Origin of the sequence: Kitasatospora sp. GAS1066B (assembly GCF_041262605.1) — a bacterium.
Lineage (GTDB): Bacteria > Actinomycetota > Actinomycetes > Streptomycetales > Streptomycetaceae > Kitasatospora.
On the sequence record NZ_JBGCCO010000030.1, the window covers coordinates 52669 to 67278 of the forward strand.

Annotated in this window: 15 protein-coding genes and 1 riboswitch; of the genes, 9 read left to right on the plus strand and 6 right to left on the minus strand. The window is 73.6% G+C overall.

From position 1 onward, the window contains the following. Window positions 1-24: 24 nt before the first annotated feature. Window positions 25-510 carry a hypothetical protein gene (locus tag ABH937_RS29015; protein WP_370219989.1) on the minus strand — a complete coding sequence of 162 codons (486 nt, stop codon included), beginning with the start codon at window positions 508-510 and terminating at the stop codon, window positions 25-27. Between the two features lie 77 nt (window positions 511-587). On the opposite strand from ABH937_RS29015, the gene arfB reads away from it, so the two are divergent. Next, the gene (gene arfB, locus ABH937_RS29020) at window positions 588-1019 is read left to right on the plus strand and encodes an alternative ribosome rescue aminoacyl-tRNA hydrolase ArfB (RefSeq protein WP_370219990.1); all 432 of its coding nucleotides are present in this window, start codon (window positions 588-590) and stop codon (window positions 1017-1019) included. A gap of 59 nt (window positions 1020-1078) precedes the next feature. On the opposite strand, the gene ABH937_RS29025 is transcribed toward arfB, so the two are convergent. Continuing rightward, complete coding sequence (locus tag ABH937_RS29025; RefSeq protein WP_280689890.1) at window positions 1079-1615, minus strand: flavin reductase family protein; 537 nt, start codon at window positions 1613-1615, stop codon at window positions 1079-1081. 410 nt (window positions 1616-2025) lie between these two features. Between ABH937_RS29025 and ABH937_RS29030 the strand changes: the two genes are divergently transcribed. Beyond that, complete coding sequence (locus tag ABH937_RS29030; RefSeq protein ID WP_370219991.1) at window positions 2026-3870, plus strand: diguanylate cyclase domain-containing protein; 1845 nt, start codon at window positions 2026-2028, stop codon at window positions 3868-3870. Between the two features lie 110 nt (window positions 3871-3980). Then, a complete protein-coding gene (locus ABH937_RS29035) occupies window positions 3981-5006 on the plus strand; it encodes a hypothetical protein (protein WP_370219992.1) in 1026 nt (341 codons plus the stop codon). Window positions 5007-5031: 25 nt separating this feature from the next. Here the strand turns inward: ABH937_RS29035 and nagA are convergent, their stop codons facing one another. Both nagA and ABH937_RS29045 read right to left on the minus strand, forming a co-directional pair. Next, complete coding sequence (gene nagA, locus ABH937_RS29040; protein WP_280689799.1) at window positions 5032-6201, minus strand: N-acetylglucosamine-6-phosphate deacetylase; 1170 nt, start codon at window positions 6199-6201, stop codon at window positions 5032-5034. Next, window positions 6198-7130, minus strand: a complete 933-nt coding sequence (locus ABH937_RS29045; RefSeq protein WP_280689798.1) for an ROK family protein — start codon at window positions 7128-7130, stop codon at window positions 6198-6200. Before ABH937_RS29045 ends, nagA begins: the two co-directional genes overlap by 4 nt. 193 nt (window positions 7131-7323) lie before the next feature. Here ABH937_RS29045 and ABH937_RS29050 point away from each other — a divergent pair, with 193 nt between their 5' ends. From ABH937_RS29050 to otsB, 3 genes are all read left to right on the plus strand, one after another. Continuing rightward, window positions 7324-8112: a DeoR/GlpR family DNA-binding transcription regulator gene (locus tag ABH937_RS29050; RefSeq protein WP_280689797.1), complete on the plus strand. Its 789-nt coding sequence runs from the start codon at window positions 7324-7326 to the stop codon at window positions 8110-8112. 72 nt (window positions 8113-8184) lie between these two features. Next, window positions 8185-8412, plus strand: a complete 228-nt coding sequence (locus ABH937_RS29055; RefSeq protein WP_280689796.1) for a DUF3263 domain-containing protein — start codon at window positions 8185-8187, stop codon at window positions 8410-8412. A gap of 29 nt (window positions 8413-8441) precedes the next feature. Beyond that, a complete protein-coding gene (gene otsB, locus ABH937_RS29060; RefSeq protein WP_370219993.1) occupies window positions 8442-9290 on the plus strand; it encodes a trehalose-phosphatase in 849 nt (282 codons plus the stop codon). Here otsB and ABH937_RS29065 read toward each other — a convergent pair. After that, complete coding sequence (locus tag ABH937_RS29065) at window positions 9266-10732, minus strand: trehalose-6-phosphate synthase (protein WP_370219994.1); 1467 nt, start codon at window positions 10730-10732, stop codon at window positions 9266-9268. The genes otsB and ABH937_RS29065 overlap by 25 nt on opposite strands. Window positions 10733-10860: 128 nt before the next feature. Continuing rightward, window positions 10861-11871, minus strand: a complete 1011-nt coding sequence (locus ABH937_RS29070) for a glucosyl-3-phosphoglycerate synthase (RefSeq protein ID WP_280689792.1) — start codon at window positions 11869-11871, stop codon at window positions 10861-10863. Between the two features lie 152 nt (window positions 11872-12023). Further along, window positions 12024-12155, plus strand: a riboswitch (SAM riboswitch). Window positions 12156-12172: 17 nt separating this feature from the next. Here ABH937_RS29070 and thrC point away from each other — a divergent pair. From thrC to ABH937_RS29085, 3 genes are all read left to right on the plus strand, one after another. Beyond that, window positions 12173-13450 carry a threonine synthase gene (thrC, locus tag ABH937_RS29075; RefSeq protein ID WP_280689791.1) on the plus strand — a complete coding sequence of 426 codons (1278 nt, stop codon included), beginning with the start codon at window positions 12173-12175 and terminating at the stop codon, window positions 13448-13450. 36 nt (window positions 13451-13486) lie between these two features. After that, complete coding sequence (locus ABH937_RS29080; protein ID WP_280689790.1) at window positions 13487-13765, plus strand: MoaD/ThiS family protein; 279 nt, start codon at window positions 13487-13489, stop codon at window positions 13763-13765. 548 nt (window positions 13766-14313) lie between these two features. Beyond that, complete coding sequence (locus ABH937_RS29085; protein WP_030289665.1) at window positions 14314-14517, plus strand: cold-shock protein; 204 nt, start codon at window positions 14314-14316, stop codon at window positions 14515-14517. Window positions 14518-14610 lie beyond the last annotated feature (93 nt).

The following is a 14610-nucleotide window of genomic DNA, read 5'->3' on the forward strand; positions in this document are numbered from 1 at the left end:
CACGTTCGTCTTTTCCCCGGGTGGTCAGATCCGGGGGAAGCGGGCCTGCACCGTCCAGATGTTCGGGTTGTCGGCCAGTCCCGGGTGCAGGTCGGTGAGATCGGCCAGCACGTCCTGCAGGAAGTCCCGGGCCTCGCGGCGCAGCTCCGCGTGCCGGACCACCAGGGGCTCCTCCTCCAGCCAGGTGGCCGAGACCTCGACCAGCCCGAACCGGCGGGCGAACCGCAGGAGTTCGGTGTTCTGGGTGAAGTCCAGGTCGGCCCGCTGGAGCGCGGCGGCCCGGCTGCCGCGCGGGTCCTCGTCCAGCCGCTCGGCGATGTCGCACAGCGCCCAGGCGAAGTCCAGCACCGGCACCCATCCCCAGGCTGTGGACAACTCCAGCTCGTCCTGCGCCAGGTAGACGTCACCGCAGAACAGGTCATGGCGCAGCGCCCGCACCGCGGCGGTGCGGTAGTCGGTCTGCGGCGGGTCGGGGAAGCGTACGGACAGGGAGTAGCCGATCTCGATCACGCGGGCCATTGTTCCGGCCCGCGGCCGTGGGCGATAACCGGGTGACGGCACGGGGCCGGGCCGGGGATGATGGACCCATGCCCGAGCCCATACGCGTGCGGGGCTCGGTGGTGGTTCCGGAGGCCGAGCTCCAGTGGCGGTTCTCCCGCTCCAGCGGCCCCGGTGGCCAGCACGTCAACACCTCCGACACCCAGGTCGAGCTGCGCTACGACTTGGCCGCCTCGGCCGCGTTGCCCGAGGTGTGGAAGCAGCGCGCCCTGGAGCGCCTAGCCGCCCGCCTGGTGGACGGTCGGGTGCTGGTGGTGCGGGCCAGCGAGCACCGCTCGCAGTGGCGCAACCGCGAGGTCGCGGTCGCCCGGCTGGCCTCGCTGCTCGGTGAGGCGACCGCGCCGCCGCCCCGGACCCGCCGGGCCACCAAGCCCAGCCGGGGCATGGTCGAGCGGCGGTTGGAGAACAAGAAGCGCCGCTCCGAGGTCAAGCGCGGCCGCGGCCCGCTGCGGGCCGACTGAGCGGGCCTCCTGCTACGCGCCGCCTGTTACGGGCCGGCCGTTCGGTGGGCCGGCGCCGGTCAGGCCAGCTGGCGGTAGCCGGTCCGGAAGTAGATCAGCGGGCGGCCGTCCGGCGCGGGGACCCGCGCCTCCAGCACCCGCCCGATGAGCAGCAGGTGGTCGCCGGCCGGTATCCGCTGCTCGGTGCGGCACTCCACGGTCGCCAGCGCCCCGGTCACCAGCGGCGCTCCGCTGGCCGGGCCTCGCTCGTGCGGGGTGTCGGCGAACAGCAGCCGGTCGCTGAGCCGGCCCTTCATCGCGAACCGCGAGGCCAGCGTCCGGTGCTGCTCGCCCAGCAGCGAGACCGCCCAGCGGTCGTTCCGGGAGAGCAGCTCGTCCATCCGGGAGTCCTCGCGCACCGAGATCAGCACCAGCGGCGGCTCCAGCGAGACCGACAGGAACGAGGTCGCGGTCATCCCGGCGTCCTCGCCCGGCTCGTCGGCGTCTTCGCCCGTGTCATGGACCGTCACCAGCGCCACCCCGGCGGCGAGCTGGGACAGGGCGGCGCGGAACTCGTCCGGCGTGGCGAGGGAGGCAGCGGCGGGCTGCGGCGACATGGACACGTACCGCACGGTAGTCGCCGTACGGGTGCGGCTGCATCAGGCGGTGGGCCTAGGTCCATCGCCCCGGGCCCGGCGGCTCGCCGGTCGGCCGTCCGGCCGCCTGCGGTTCACCCTGGACGGGGGCTCGCCTCACTCCGGGCGGTGAAGCGGTGCGGCCCGCTGGCGGGCGCGGGCTACAGCTCGCGGCCCGTCCGACCGAACTCGAAGGTGTCCATCGCTGCATCGTGTCCGGGCATGACCGGGATGAACCGGGTTTGCCTGTCTATGCGTTGTGTGATTTGAGTCACAAGTGGCGACCTATTGCTGACCGAGCGTGCCGATCGCTGTGCTCGCTGTGATTCAGTTCTTCTGGCAATCGGACGATAACCATCAAGACCTATCCGAAGAAGCCGGGGAGCCCCCGCATGGAAGCCGAGTCGGAGCCGTACGTCCGCCTCGCGACCCTCCGCACCTTGCACCGGGTCGTGGCGGACCTCAATGCTGCCCGCAGCCTGCCGGGCACTCTGCAGGCCGTGGTCGAGGGTTCGGTGCACGGGCTCGGCTTCGACGCCGCGGCGCTCTCCCTGGTCCGCCCGGACGGCGACCTGGTGGTGGCGGCCGTCTGGGAGTACCAGGAACGCGACTACGGCGGTCCGTCGGTGCTGCTCGGCCAGGTCGGCACCCGGGAGTCCTGGGACCGGCTGCTGGCGGTCAGCGACCACTGGGGGACGCTGCGCTTCCTGCCGCACGACCGGGGCTGGGCGGTGGGCACCGACATCCCGCGGTGGACCGGGGACGGCCCGCTGCCGATGTACGCCAACGACTGGCACCCCGAGGACGGCCTGCTCGCGCCGATGTACAGCGCCGGCGGCGAGCTGCTCGGCGTGCTCAGCGTGGACCGCCCGCGCAGCGGCAAGCGCCCCGGCGCCTGGACCCGCGAGGCGCTGGAGATGTTCTCCCTGCAAGCCTCCATCGCGATCGGAAACGCCCGGTTGCGCGCGGAGATGCAGCGCGCGCTGGCCCGCCTGGAGAAGGAGCAGCAGGCGCTGCGGGCCAGCGAGGAGAGCTTCCGGCACGCCTTCGAGTACGCCCCGAGCGGGATGGCCATCACCGAGCTGCACGGCAGCTCGCGCGGCCAGCTGACCCGGGTCAACGACGCGCTCTGCCGCCTGCTCGGGCGCCCGCGCGCCACGCTGCGCCGGCAGAGCTTCCTGGACCTGGTGCACCCCGACGACCGCGGCCTGCTGGAACGCACCAGCGCCGAGTGCGGCCGGGCCGAACTGCGGCTGGCCCGGCGCGACGGCGACTACCGCTGGGTCTGCCTGCGCAACTCGATCGTGGCGGATTCGGCCGAAGGGCCGACCTTCCTGCTCACTCATGTGGAGGACATCGAGGAGCGCAAGCGGCACGAGCTCCAATTGGCCCACCGGGCCAGCCACGACGCGCTCACCGGCCTGCCGAACGGCGCCGAGCTGCGCTCCCGGCTGGCCCGCCGGCTCTGCTCGCTGCCGCAGGGGCCCGGCGGCGCGGCCGAGCACGGGGCGGTGGACCCGGTGCCGTGCGCGCTGGAGGGGGCGGCGACCGGGCACGGCCCGCTGGGCTCCTACGGGCCGCACAGCCCCCGCTCGGGGCACGAGGCGCTGGAGCCGGCCGGCGGGCCACTGGAGGGCGGCTGGGGCGCCGCGACGCGCGGCGGCACCCTGGTGCACGGCTACTCCGACCGGGTGGGGCGCGGCGGTTACGGTGCCGTGCCGGCCGAGCATGTGCACGCGGTGGTCCCCACCGAGGCGCCGAGCCCGCCGGAGGCCTGGCAGCGCCGCTCCCGCCCACCGGCCGGGCCCCCGGAGAAGGGGCTGGCGGTGCTCTTCTGCGATCTGGACGGTTTCAAGTCGGTCAACGACCGGTTCGGCCACAACGCGGGCGACGCGGTGCTGGTGGAGGTGGCCAGGCGGCTGCAGCAGGCGGTCCGCGAGGGGGACACGGTGGCCCGGCTCGGCGGCGACGAGTTCGTCGTGCTGGCCGACGGGATCGGCAGCGAGGAGGCCGCCGACCTGGCGCTGCGGCTGCGCAACGCGGTGGTGCCGCCGATGCGGATAGCGGGCCGGGTGGTCCGGGTCGGGGTGAGCATGGGGATCGGCTGGGCGGGCTGCGGGATGAGCATCGAAGAGGTGCTGCACGCCGCCGACAAGCGGATGTACGACGAGAAGCGGGCCCGCGGCGGGGCGGTCCGCGGGGCCCGGGGCGAGCGCTCGCACCGCCGGGCGGTCTAGGCGCCGTCCGGGCGCCTTTTCGCCTCCTCAGCCGTGACGGGTAGGGTGCCGTGGACAACGGGTCCAGCCGGCCTCGGCCGTAGACCGCCTTTGGGGAGTTGACCAGCGCGATGACAGCCGACAGCAGCCGCGGACCCGAGGGCGCCGAGCAGCCACCCGCCGAGGACGATCCTTTCGCCTACCTCTACCGCTCCGAGGGCGGCGAGGGGGACGGCGCGCCGGAGCGCGCGCCCGGCGTACCGCGCACCTCGTACACCCGCCCGATGGAGGTCGGCCGCACCCAGTACGGCGCGCCCCCGCAGCAGCCGCAGGGCGGCTACCCGCCGCCGCACGCCCAGCCGCCGCGCGGCCCGTACGGGCCCGGCCCGGACGCCACCACGCAACTGCCGCACCAGCAGTCCCGCTACGCCGAGCGGTCCCGGCCGCAGCCCGGCGAGGACGCCCCGCGCGGGCGCGGCAAGGGCCCGGTGATCGGCGTGGTCGCGGTGGTCGCGGCGATCGCCATCGGCTCCGGGGTCGCGCTCTCCGGCAACGACGGCAAGAGCACCAAGGACAACGGCGCCCCCGGCCCGGCGACCGCGACGAGCACCGGCCACGCCACGGCGCCCGCCGGCTCGGCCGCCGGGAGCAGCCCGTCGGCTGCCGCCTCGCCCTCGGCGAGCGCCTCCGGCGGCTCCATCAGCTTCGTCGACGGCTCCAAGGCCCAGGCCCAGGGCGCCGCGCCGGGCACCGGGGTGAAGGGCGCGATCTCCTCCGACGGCAGCTACCTGACGCTCCAGCAGGGCTCCTCGGCGACCTGGACGTTCACCGCGCCAGCCGCCGGGCAGTACAAGTTCTGGGTGCACTACAACAACGGCGGCGGCCCGGTGAAGGCCTCGGTCAGCGTCAACGGTCAGGACAAGGCCGGCGGCACCACCTTCAAGAACTCCAACCCGGCGGGCGGCGACCCGTACTGGTCCTACACGAACGTCTGGCCGGACCTCCAGGCGGGGAACAACACCATCACGGTGTCGGTCCCCGCCGGTGGACCGGTCCTGGTGGACCAGGTGGCGCTCACCCCGTTCTCCTACAACGGCGACTACCCGAGTGCGGCGGGCGGTGCCTCGGCCGCCGCGCCGGGGTCCGCCAGCAGCTGACGGACGGGAGAAACCTGAGGGAGACTCAGTTCCCCTTGGTGAACCGCTCGGCGCCGTTGATCCACTCGCCGCGGCGCAGCACGGCGACCAGCGCGTAGGACTCGGAGTCCAGGACGGCCAGGTCGGCCCGCAGCCCGACGGCCAGCGAGCCGACCGTGTCCGACAGCCCGAGCAGGGCGGCCGGTGTGGTCGAGATCGACTGCACGGTCTGGGTCAGGCTCAGCCTGTTCACGGTGACGGAGCGCTGGAAGGCGACGTCCAGGGTGAGGGTGGATCCGGCGATCGAGCCGCCCTCGACCAGCCGGGCCACCCCCTGTTCCACCCGGACCTGGAGCGGGCCGAGCGGGTAGAGCCCGTCGCCCATGCCGGCCGCGCCCATCGCGTCGGTGATCAGCGCGACCCGCGCGGCACCGGCCGTGCCGTAGGCCAGGTCCAGCACCGAGGGGTGCAGGTGGGTGCCGTCGTTGATCAGCTCGACGGTGACCCGCTCGTCCTCCAGCAGCGCGACGATCGGGCCCGGGGCGCGGTGCTGGATGCCCGGCATGGCGTTGAACAGGTGGGTGGCGACGGTGGCGCCGGCCTCGATCGCCTCCAGCGTCTTGGCGTAGTCGGAGTCGGTGTGGCCGACCGCCGCGATCACCCCGAGGTCGGCGAGCAGGCGCACCGAGTCCAGGCCGCCGGGCAGTTCGGGCGCCAGGGTGACCATCTTCGCGGTGCCGCGGGCGGCGTCCACCAGCTTGCGGACCAGCGCCGGGTCGGGTTCCCGCAGCAGGTCGGGCCGGTGCGCGCCGCACCGCCCGGGGGAGATGAACGGCCCCTCGAAGTGGACGCCCGCCAGCACCCCGTCCTCGACCAGCTCGGAGAGGACGGCGGCCTGCCGGCAGACCTCGTCGATCTCCCCGGTGACGGTGGAGGCGATCGTGGTGGTGGTGCCGTGTGCCAGGTGGGTGCGGGCCGCCGTCAGCGCCTCCTCGGCGATGCCGGCGGCGTACGAGGCGCCGCCGCCGCCGTGCACGTGCAGGTCGACGAAGCCGGGCACCACCGTGTACCCGGTCAGGTCCAGGTCCGCCGGGGTGCGCTCGCCGCCGATCTCCGCGATGGTGCCGCCCTCGATGGCCAGCCGGCCGTCGTCGACCACACCGCTGGGCAGCACCAGCCGGGCTCCGGACAGAACAGTTCGCTGCGCGGTCGTCACGCGGTCACCTCCGTGGAGAGCAGATCCCAGGCGAGCAGGCCCGCGCCCAGGGCGGCGGCGGTGTCTTTGAGCATGGCGGGTACCACCTTCGGGGGCATGTGGAACGTCAACCGCTCGGCCACCGCCGCGCGCAGGGGAGTGAAGAGGGTGTCGCCGGCCTCGGCGAGGCCGCCGCCGACGATCACCGTGCCGGGGTCGAGCAGGCTCTGCGCCAGCACGATGCCGTCCGCCAGGGCGTCCACCGCGCCGCGCCAGACCGCCGCGGCCCGCGGGTCGCCGGCCTCGACGGCCAGCGCGCAGCCCGCCGCGTCCGCCGCCGGGTCGCCGATCGCCTCGGCCCAGGCGCGGGAGACCGCGGCGGCCGAGGCCAGCGTCTCCAGGCAGCCGCGGGCGCCACACCCGCAGGCCGGGCCGCCGGGCCGGACCACCACGTGGCCGATCTCGCCGCCGTAGCCGTGCGCGCCGGCCTCGATGCGTCCGTCGATCCCGATCGCGCCGGCGATGCCGGTACCCAGCGCGATGAAGAGGAACCGCGCCACCCCGAGCCCCGCGCCGATCCGCCCCTCCGCCAGCCCGCCGCTGCGGACGTCGTGGCCGAGCGCGACCGGCAGGCCGCCGAGCCGCTCGCCGAGCAGCTTGCGCAGCGGCAGGTCCCGCCAGCCGAGGTTGGCGGAGAAGACCGCGATCCCGTTCCTCTCGTCGATCGTGCCCGGCACCGCGACGCCGGCCGCCAGCGGGTGCTCGCCGAAACGGCGGCCGCCCTGCTCGGCGAGGTCGGCGGCGAAGTCGAGGATGGCGGTGACCACGGCGTCCGTGCCGTGCTCCCGCCCGGTCGGTCGGCGTGCTTCGAACAGCACGGAGCCGTCCTGGGCGAGCAGCGCGGCCTTCATGCCGGTGCCGCCTACATCGAGTGCGATGACGTGCTTCACGGGGACAGTTTCCCTTGACTGAGGAGGAGAGGTCTAGTCCACTGCCGGGTTTTGTCGATCCGCCGCAGTGAGTTCGGTCGCACGCGGCGAGCGCGCGGTGGCCCCCCGGCCGGCGCGGTGCGTGCGGGACGCTGTGCGACGCTGTCCACGCAGGAGTGGACGTTCAGGGTGGAAACAGAACGGAAGGTGCGGCGTGTCCAGATACGAGCGGTGGAACAGTCTCCTCGAACTCCTCGCCGAGCACGGCAAGTTGGAAGTCGAGGAGGCGGCGGTCGCGTTGGACGTGTCGGCCGCCACGATCCGCCGCGACCTCGACCAACTGGCCCGCCAGCAGATGGTCACCCGCACCCGGGGCGGGGCGGTGGCGCACAACGTCTCCTATGACCTGCCGCTGCGGTACAAGACGGCCCGCAATGCCGGGGCCAAGCAGCGGATCGGCGCCGCGGTGGCGGGACTGATCGCGCCCGGCGAGGTGGTCGGGCTGAACGGCGGGACCACCACCACCGAGGTGGCCCGTGCCCTCGCGGTCCGCCCGGAACTGACCGAGCGCGCCGAGGCGGGGCACCTGCTGACCGTGGTCACCAACGCGCTGAACATCGCCAACGAACTGACGGTCCGTCCGGCCGTGAAGATCGTGGTGACCGGCGGGGTGGCCCGGCCGCAATCGTACGAGCTGATCGGCCCACTGGCCAGCACGGTCCTCGCCGAACTGACGCTGGACGTCACGGTGCTGGGCGTGGACGCGCTGGACACCGGGATCGGGGCCAGCGCGCACCACGAGGGCGAGGCCAGCGTCAACCGGCTGCTGGCCGAGCGGGCCCGCCGGGTGGTGGTGGCGGCCGACTCCTCCAAGCTCGGTCGGCGGGCGTTCGCCCGGATCTGCGGGCTGGACGCGATCGACACCCTGGTGACGGACCAGCCGCTGAGCGAGGAACTGGCGGCGGGCTTCGCCGAGGCGGGCGTGCGGGTGCTGACGGCGTGACGGGGCGGCGACGAGCGGCTGCGCCCACTGGGCATGCCGCGCTGGGCAGGCCGCGCCGGGCACAATGGCCTCATGGGTGAGCTGACCGAACGCGAGCGGGCCGTGCTCGCCCTGGAGGGCGCGGGCTGGCGCACGCAGGGCGCCAAGGAGCAGGCCGTCCGGGAGCGGTTGGGCATCTCCGCCACCCGCTACTACCAGCTGCTGAACGGACTGCTCGAGCGCCCCGAGGCGCTCGAGCACAGCCCGGTGCTGGTCAACCGGCTGCGCCGGATCCGGGACGCCCGCCGCGCCGAGCGTTAACCGCGGCGGGCCCTGGGTAGGCCTTCGCCATGGGCATCGTGCTGGAACCGACCACCCCCGCCGGCCGCGCGGGCCTCGCGGCCGTGCTGGCCGACCCGGCCGGCGCCGTCGTCGCGCTGGACTTCGACGGCACCCTCGCGCCGATCGTCGCCGACCCCGAGCGGGCGTACGCGCACCCCGACGCCGCCGCGGCGCTGGCCCGGCTGGCACCGCTGGTCAACACGGTGGCGGTGGTGACCGGCCGCCCGGTGCTCAGCGCGGTGCGGCTCGGCGGCTTCGACCGGCTGCCCGGCCTGGACCGGCTGGTGGTGCTCGGCCACTACGGCGCCGAGCGCTGGGAGGCCGGCAAGCTGACCGCCCCCGAGATCCACCCGGGGGTGGCCGCCGTCCGCGCCGAACTGCCCTCCCTACTGGGCGCGCTGCCCGCCCCCGAGGGCACCTCGATCGAGGACAAGGAACGCTCGCTCGCCGTCCACACCCGCCGCACCGCCGACCCGCAGGCCGCCCTGGAGCTGCTGCGCGCCCCGCTGGCCGAGCTGGCCGCCGCCCACGGCCTGGCCGTCGAACCGGGCCGGTTCGTACTGGAGTTGCGCGCGCCGGGCGTGGACAAGGGCGCGGCGCTGACCGGGCTGCTGCGCGAGCGCGGCGCCCGCTCGGTGCTCTACGCCGGGGACGACCTCGGTGACCTGGCCGCCTACGCGGCGGTGGAGCGCCTGCGGGCAAAGGCGCTGCCCGGGGTGCTGGTGGCCAGCGGTCCGGTGACCGGCGAGCCGCCGGTGCGCGAGATCGCCGAACGGGCGGACCTGGTGGTGCCGGGCCCGGCCGGGGTGGTCGAGCTGCTGGACCGGATCGGTCAGTCGCTCAGCTCCGCCAGCTGAGCCAGGAACCACTGCTGCGGGGAGAGCGCGGTGGCGGCGGTGGCCAGCCGCGCGGTGCGCTCGTGCCGCTCCGCCGCCGGCATGTTCAGCGCCCGGTGCAGCGCCTCGGCGGTGCCCACCACGTCGTACGGGTTGATGCCCAGCGCGTCCTCGGCCAGCTCCGGGTACGCGCCCGCCTCGCGGGAGAGCACCAGCGCGCAGCCGGCGTCGGAGACCACCGGGACCTCCTTGGCGACCAGGTTCATGCCGTCCCTGATCGGGTTGACCAGCGCCACGTCCGCCAGCCGGTAGGCGGCCAGCGAGCGGGCGAAGTCGTCCTCGACCTGGAGTATCAGCGGCTGCCAGGAGTCGGTGGCGAACTCCTCGGTGATCTCCTGGCTGATCCGCAGCACGGCCGCGGTGTACTCGCGGTACTCGGCCAGGTCCTGCCGGGAGGGGTAGGCGAAGGCGATGTGCACCACCCGCCCGCGCCACTCGGGGCGGCTGCGCAGCAGGTGCTGGTAGGCCTGCAGACCGCGCACGATGTTCTTGCTCAGCTCGGTGCGGTCCACCCGGACGATGGTCCGGCGGTCGCCCACCGCCGCGCGCAGCGTGGCCAGCCGCTCCTCGACGTCCGGCCGGTGGGCTCGCTCGAGCAGGAAGTCGGCGTCGGCGCCCAGCGCGTGCACGCCGAGCCGGGTGGTGCGGCCCTGGTAGCTGACCGAGAGTTCGGACCCGGGGCCCGCCCCAGAGATGATCTTCGCGTCCAGCACCCGCTCGCAGCAGTCGGCGAACGCCTCGGCCCAGCGCCGGGTGTGGAAGCCGGCCCGGTCCGCGCCGAGCACGCCGGTCAGCACGGCGGTGGCCAGTGCGTCCGGCAGCAGCCTGAAGTAGTCGACCGGGGCCCACGGGATGTGCAGGAAGTAGCCGATCCGCAGGTCCGGGCGCAGCTCGCGGAGCAGCGCCGGCACCAGGGTCAGGTGGTAGTCCTGCACCAGCACCGCCGCGCCGGGCGCCGCCTCGGCGGCCAGCGCCTCGGCGAAGGCCCGGTTGTAGGCCTCGAAGGCCCGCCAGTGCTCGGCGGCGGCGGCGTCGAAGACCGGTGCGGTCGGGGTGTCGTAGAGCAGGTGGTGCAGGAACCAGAGGGTGGAGTTGGCCACCCCGTTGTACGCGTGGTCGAAGACCTCGGGGTCGATGTCCAGCATCCGGACGGCCTGTCCACCGACGTCGAAGCCGCCCCGGTCCAGCCGCCCCTGCGGCGAGCGGCGGACCGCCTCGCGGTCCGCCGCGCCGAGCGCGGCGCAGACCCACACGGCGTTCGGATCGTCGATCGCGGACAGGCCGGAGACCAGCCCGCCGCCGCCGCGGCGCAGCGTCAGCGAGCCGTCCTCGGCGCTGCCGAAGGAGACCGGGCCCCGGTTGGAAGCCACCAGGACGCGGGCGGTGGTCGGATGATCGGCCATTTCTCCTCGAAACGCTCGGCGGTCAGCCGGCTCTGCGGAGCCGGGTGGGCGGCCGTCCCTCCCGAGGGAGTGGAGGGGTCACATGTTCAACCTTGCCGGAGGCGGTGGACCGCAAACCCCGGCGAAGGTCACACCCGGCCGGCCCGGTACTCGGGCAGGCCGATCATCGGTGGCCGTTCGGTGGCCGTCACGACGTGGCTGTGGGCCCGGAAGTCACGCGTTCGCGGATCCCTGCCGAACTGGGTCAGCACCGGGCGGGCCAGGTCCTCGGTGGCCTTCAGCCGGTGGGTGCGGTCCAGTCGCTCCAGCGCGGTGCGGTAGATGGTGGCGGCCATCCGGCCAAGGGCCTGGCTGTCCTGGTGGCGGTGGTGGCGCACGCCGACGTCCACCTGGGCCAGCGCGTCCAGGCCGACCAGCTCCAGCGCGTCCACCAGCAGGCCCAGTTCCACCCCGTAACCGGTCGGGAAGTGCAGCTGCTCCAGCAGTGAGCGGCGGGCCGCGTACTCGCCGCCGAGCGGCTGGACGAAGCCGGCCAGCTGGGGCCAGTGCAGGTTGAGCAGCGGCCGGGCGACCAGCTCGGTGACCCGCCCGCCGCCGGCCGGCACCACGGCGCCTTCGGTCTCCAAGGGTCGGTCGTACATCGCCTTGACCAGCTGCAGGTCCGGGTCGGTGAGCAGCGGGCCGATGATGCCGGAGACGAAGGCCGGGTCGAACTCGCGCAGGTCGGCGTCGATGAAGCAGACGATCGCGCCGCTGGTCACCAGCAGCGAGCGCCAGAGCACCTCGCCCTTGCCGGCTGCCGGGGGCACCCGGGGCAGGATCTCGTCCCGGTGCACCACCCGGGCCCCGGCCGCGGCGGCCACCTCGGCGGTCCGGTCGGCCGAGCCGGAGTCCACCACCACCAATTCGTCCACCAGCGGCAGCCGCTCGATCAGCTCCCGCCGGATCACCTCGACGATCCCGCCGACCGTGGACTCCTCGTCCAGCGCGGGCAGCACCACGCTCACCGTCCCGGCCGGCCCGGCGGCGCGCTTGGCGGCGAGCAGGCCGGCGGCCGAGCGGTCGGCCGACCGCCAGGACCGGCGGCGCAGCCAGTCGGCCACCTCCGGGAGTGGCGCTGGGCTCTGCTCGGCAGGCAAATCTCGCTCCTCGTAGTTCTCGTCTCGCGTGGCGGACGCTCCGGGTCGGTGGCCCGGCCTTCGGTTACAGTCTTCGTACTGCCGTCAGACCTTCGCACGCCGGGGTCGGCCGCAGAGCAAGACCAGCACAACGCAGGACCACAACTTCACAGAGCTCATCCAGAGGGACTGAGGGAACGGCCCGTCGACGTCCCGGCAACCTTCTCGCCCGGCCATCGCAGGCGCCGGCGGGACAGGTGCCAATTCCGGCCTGTGGCGCGACCGCGCCACGGGGAAGATGAGGAGAGAGGCCTCCGCCATCATGGCTACCGCTACCCCTGTCGAGCCGTCCACCGTCGACCTCGGCCCCGCCGCTTCGCTGTCCTGTCGCGAGTGCGGCACCAAGTTCCCGCTCGGCCCGAGCTTCGCCTGCCTGGAGTGCTTCGGGCCGCTGGAGATCGCCTACGACTACGCCGGCTACGACGCCGAGGAGCTGCGCAAGCGGATCGAGTCGGGCCCCGCCTCGATCTGGCGCTACGCCCCGCTGCTGCCGGTGCCCGCCGACGTCGCGTCCAAGCCCAACCTGAACCCGGGCTGGACCCCGCTGGTGAAGGCCGACAACCTGGGCCGCGAGCTCGGCTTCACCGCCCAGCTGCACGTCAAGGACGACTCCGGCAACCCCACCCACTCCTTCAAGGACCGGGTGGTGGCCTGCGCCATCGAGGCCGCCCGCGCCTTCGACTTCACCACCCTGTCCTGCTCCTCCACCGGCAACCTGGCCGGCGCGGTGGGCGCCGCGGCGGCCCGGGCCGGCTTCAAGTCCTGCGTGTTCATCCCGCACGACCTGGAGCAGGGCAAGATCGTGATGGCCGGCGTCTACGGCGGCGAGCTGGTCGGCATCGAGGGCAACTACGACGATGTGAACCGGTTCTGCTCCGAGCTGATCGGCGACCCGGCCGGCGAGGGCTGGGGCTTCGTCAACGTCAACCTGCGCCCGTACTACGGCGAGGGCTCCAAGACGCTGGCGTACGAGATCTGCGAGCAGCTCGGCTGGCGGCTGCCGGAGCAGATCGTCATCCCGATCGCCTCGGGGTCGCAGCTCACCAAGATCGACAAGGGGCTGCAGGAGCTGATCAAGCTCGGCCTGGTCGAGGACCGGCCGTACAAGATCTTCGGCGCCCAGGCGGCCGGCTGCTCGCCGGTCGCCACCGCCTTCAAGGACGGCCGCGACGTGATCCGGCCGGTCAAGCCGGACACCATCGCCAAGTCGCTGGCGATCGGCAACCCGGCCGACGGCCCGTACGTGCTGGACATCGCCCGGCGCACCGGCGGCGCGGTCGAGGACGTCACCGACGCCGAGGTGGTGGCCGCGATCAGGCTGCTGGCCCGCACCGAGGGGATCTTCGCCGAGACCGCCGGCGGCGTGACCATCGGCGTGCTCAAGAAGTTGGTCGAGAACGGCCTGCTGGACCCGGCCAAGGAGACCGTCGCGATCAACACCGGGGACGGCCTGAAGACGCTGGACGCGGTCGCCGACGCCGGTCTGACCGCGACCATCCGGCCGACCCTGGAGTCCTTCCGCGCCGCCGGCCTGGCCTGACCCACCCCCAGCACTTCGCTAGCGAGGAGTAACCCCATGAGCGCGACCGTCCGCATCCCGACCATCCTGCGCAGCTACACCGACGGCAAGGCCGAGGTGGGCGTCGAGGGCGCCACCTTGCAGGAGGTCATCGCCGACCTGGACGCGAACTTCCCCGGGATCGGCCAGCGGATCCTGGACGAGACCGGCAAGCTGCGCCGCTTCGTCAACGTGTACGTGAACGACGACGACGTGCGGTTCGCCGAGGGGCTGGCCACCGCGGTCGGCGACGGCGCCGGCGTGTCGATCATCCCGGCGGTGGCCGGCGGCTGCTGACGGCCCGTCACCGCTCCCGTCAGGCGCTCAGGGCGCCGGGCCCGTGCGCCGGTCACCGGCGGCGGGCGCGGCGCCCTGAGGCGTGTCCGCGGCGGTCGTCGGCAGGGCATAGGCTGTCCCCGACTTCCGGCCCCGTTCTGGTGCGCGGCTGGAGCACGGCTCGGGGTGTCCCGGGTCCTGAGACGGCAGCTGCCGCTGTATCACCCGAATCATGTCGGCGGATCGTCAGAATTCTTTGTGCTATTCGTGAGTTTCGTCCGCTATGTCCCGGCCGAATTGGCGAGTTCTGTCGCATTCCTCCCTTGCTATCCCTTCACGGCCCCGCCGAATTTGCGCTCAGTGGGCCTGTTGCACAGGGCTCCGATGCGGATACATTCAGCCGCGGTCGATGCATTCGCCTGCTCCGTCGGCGCCAACTGGCTTCCGGGGGTGGGGCGGTGCGGCATGCGGGAGCGCGCCCAGGGGGGTTTCCTCGGGCATCTCCGCCAGACCCGCGCTCGTGACCTGCGGGCGCGTGAAGGGCCAGCACAGCACTAGGGGAGTTCGGAATGGCTCAGGGCACCGTCAAGTGGTTCAACGCGGAGAAGGGCTACGGCTTCATCGCGGTCGACGGTGGTGCGGACGTGTTCGTCCACTACAGCGCGATCCAGATGGACGGCTACCGCACCCTTGAAGAGGGCCAGCGGGTCGAGTTCGAGATCTCCCAGGGGCAGAAGGGCCCGCAGGCGGACATGGTCCGCGCGGCGGTCTGACCTTTCCGAACCTCGGAGCCTCGGCTCTCACCGAGCTGGTGGTTCAACGGCAGGCCCGCACCCACCCCCGACCGCGGGGGAGGGTGCGGGCCT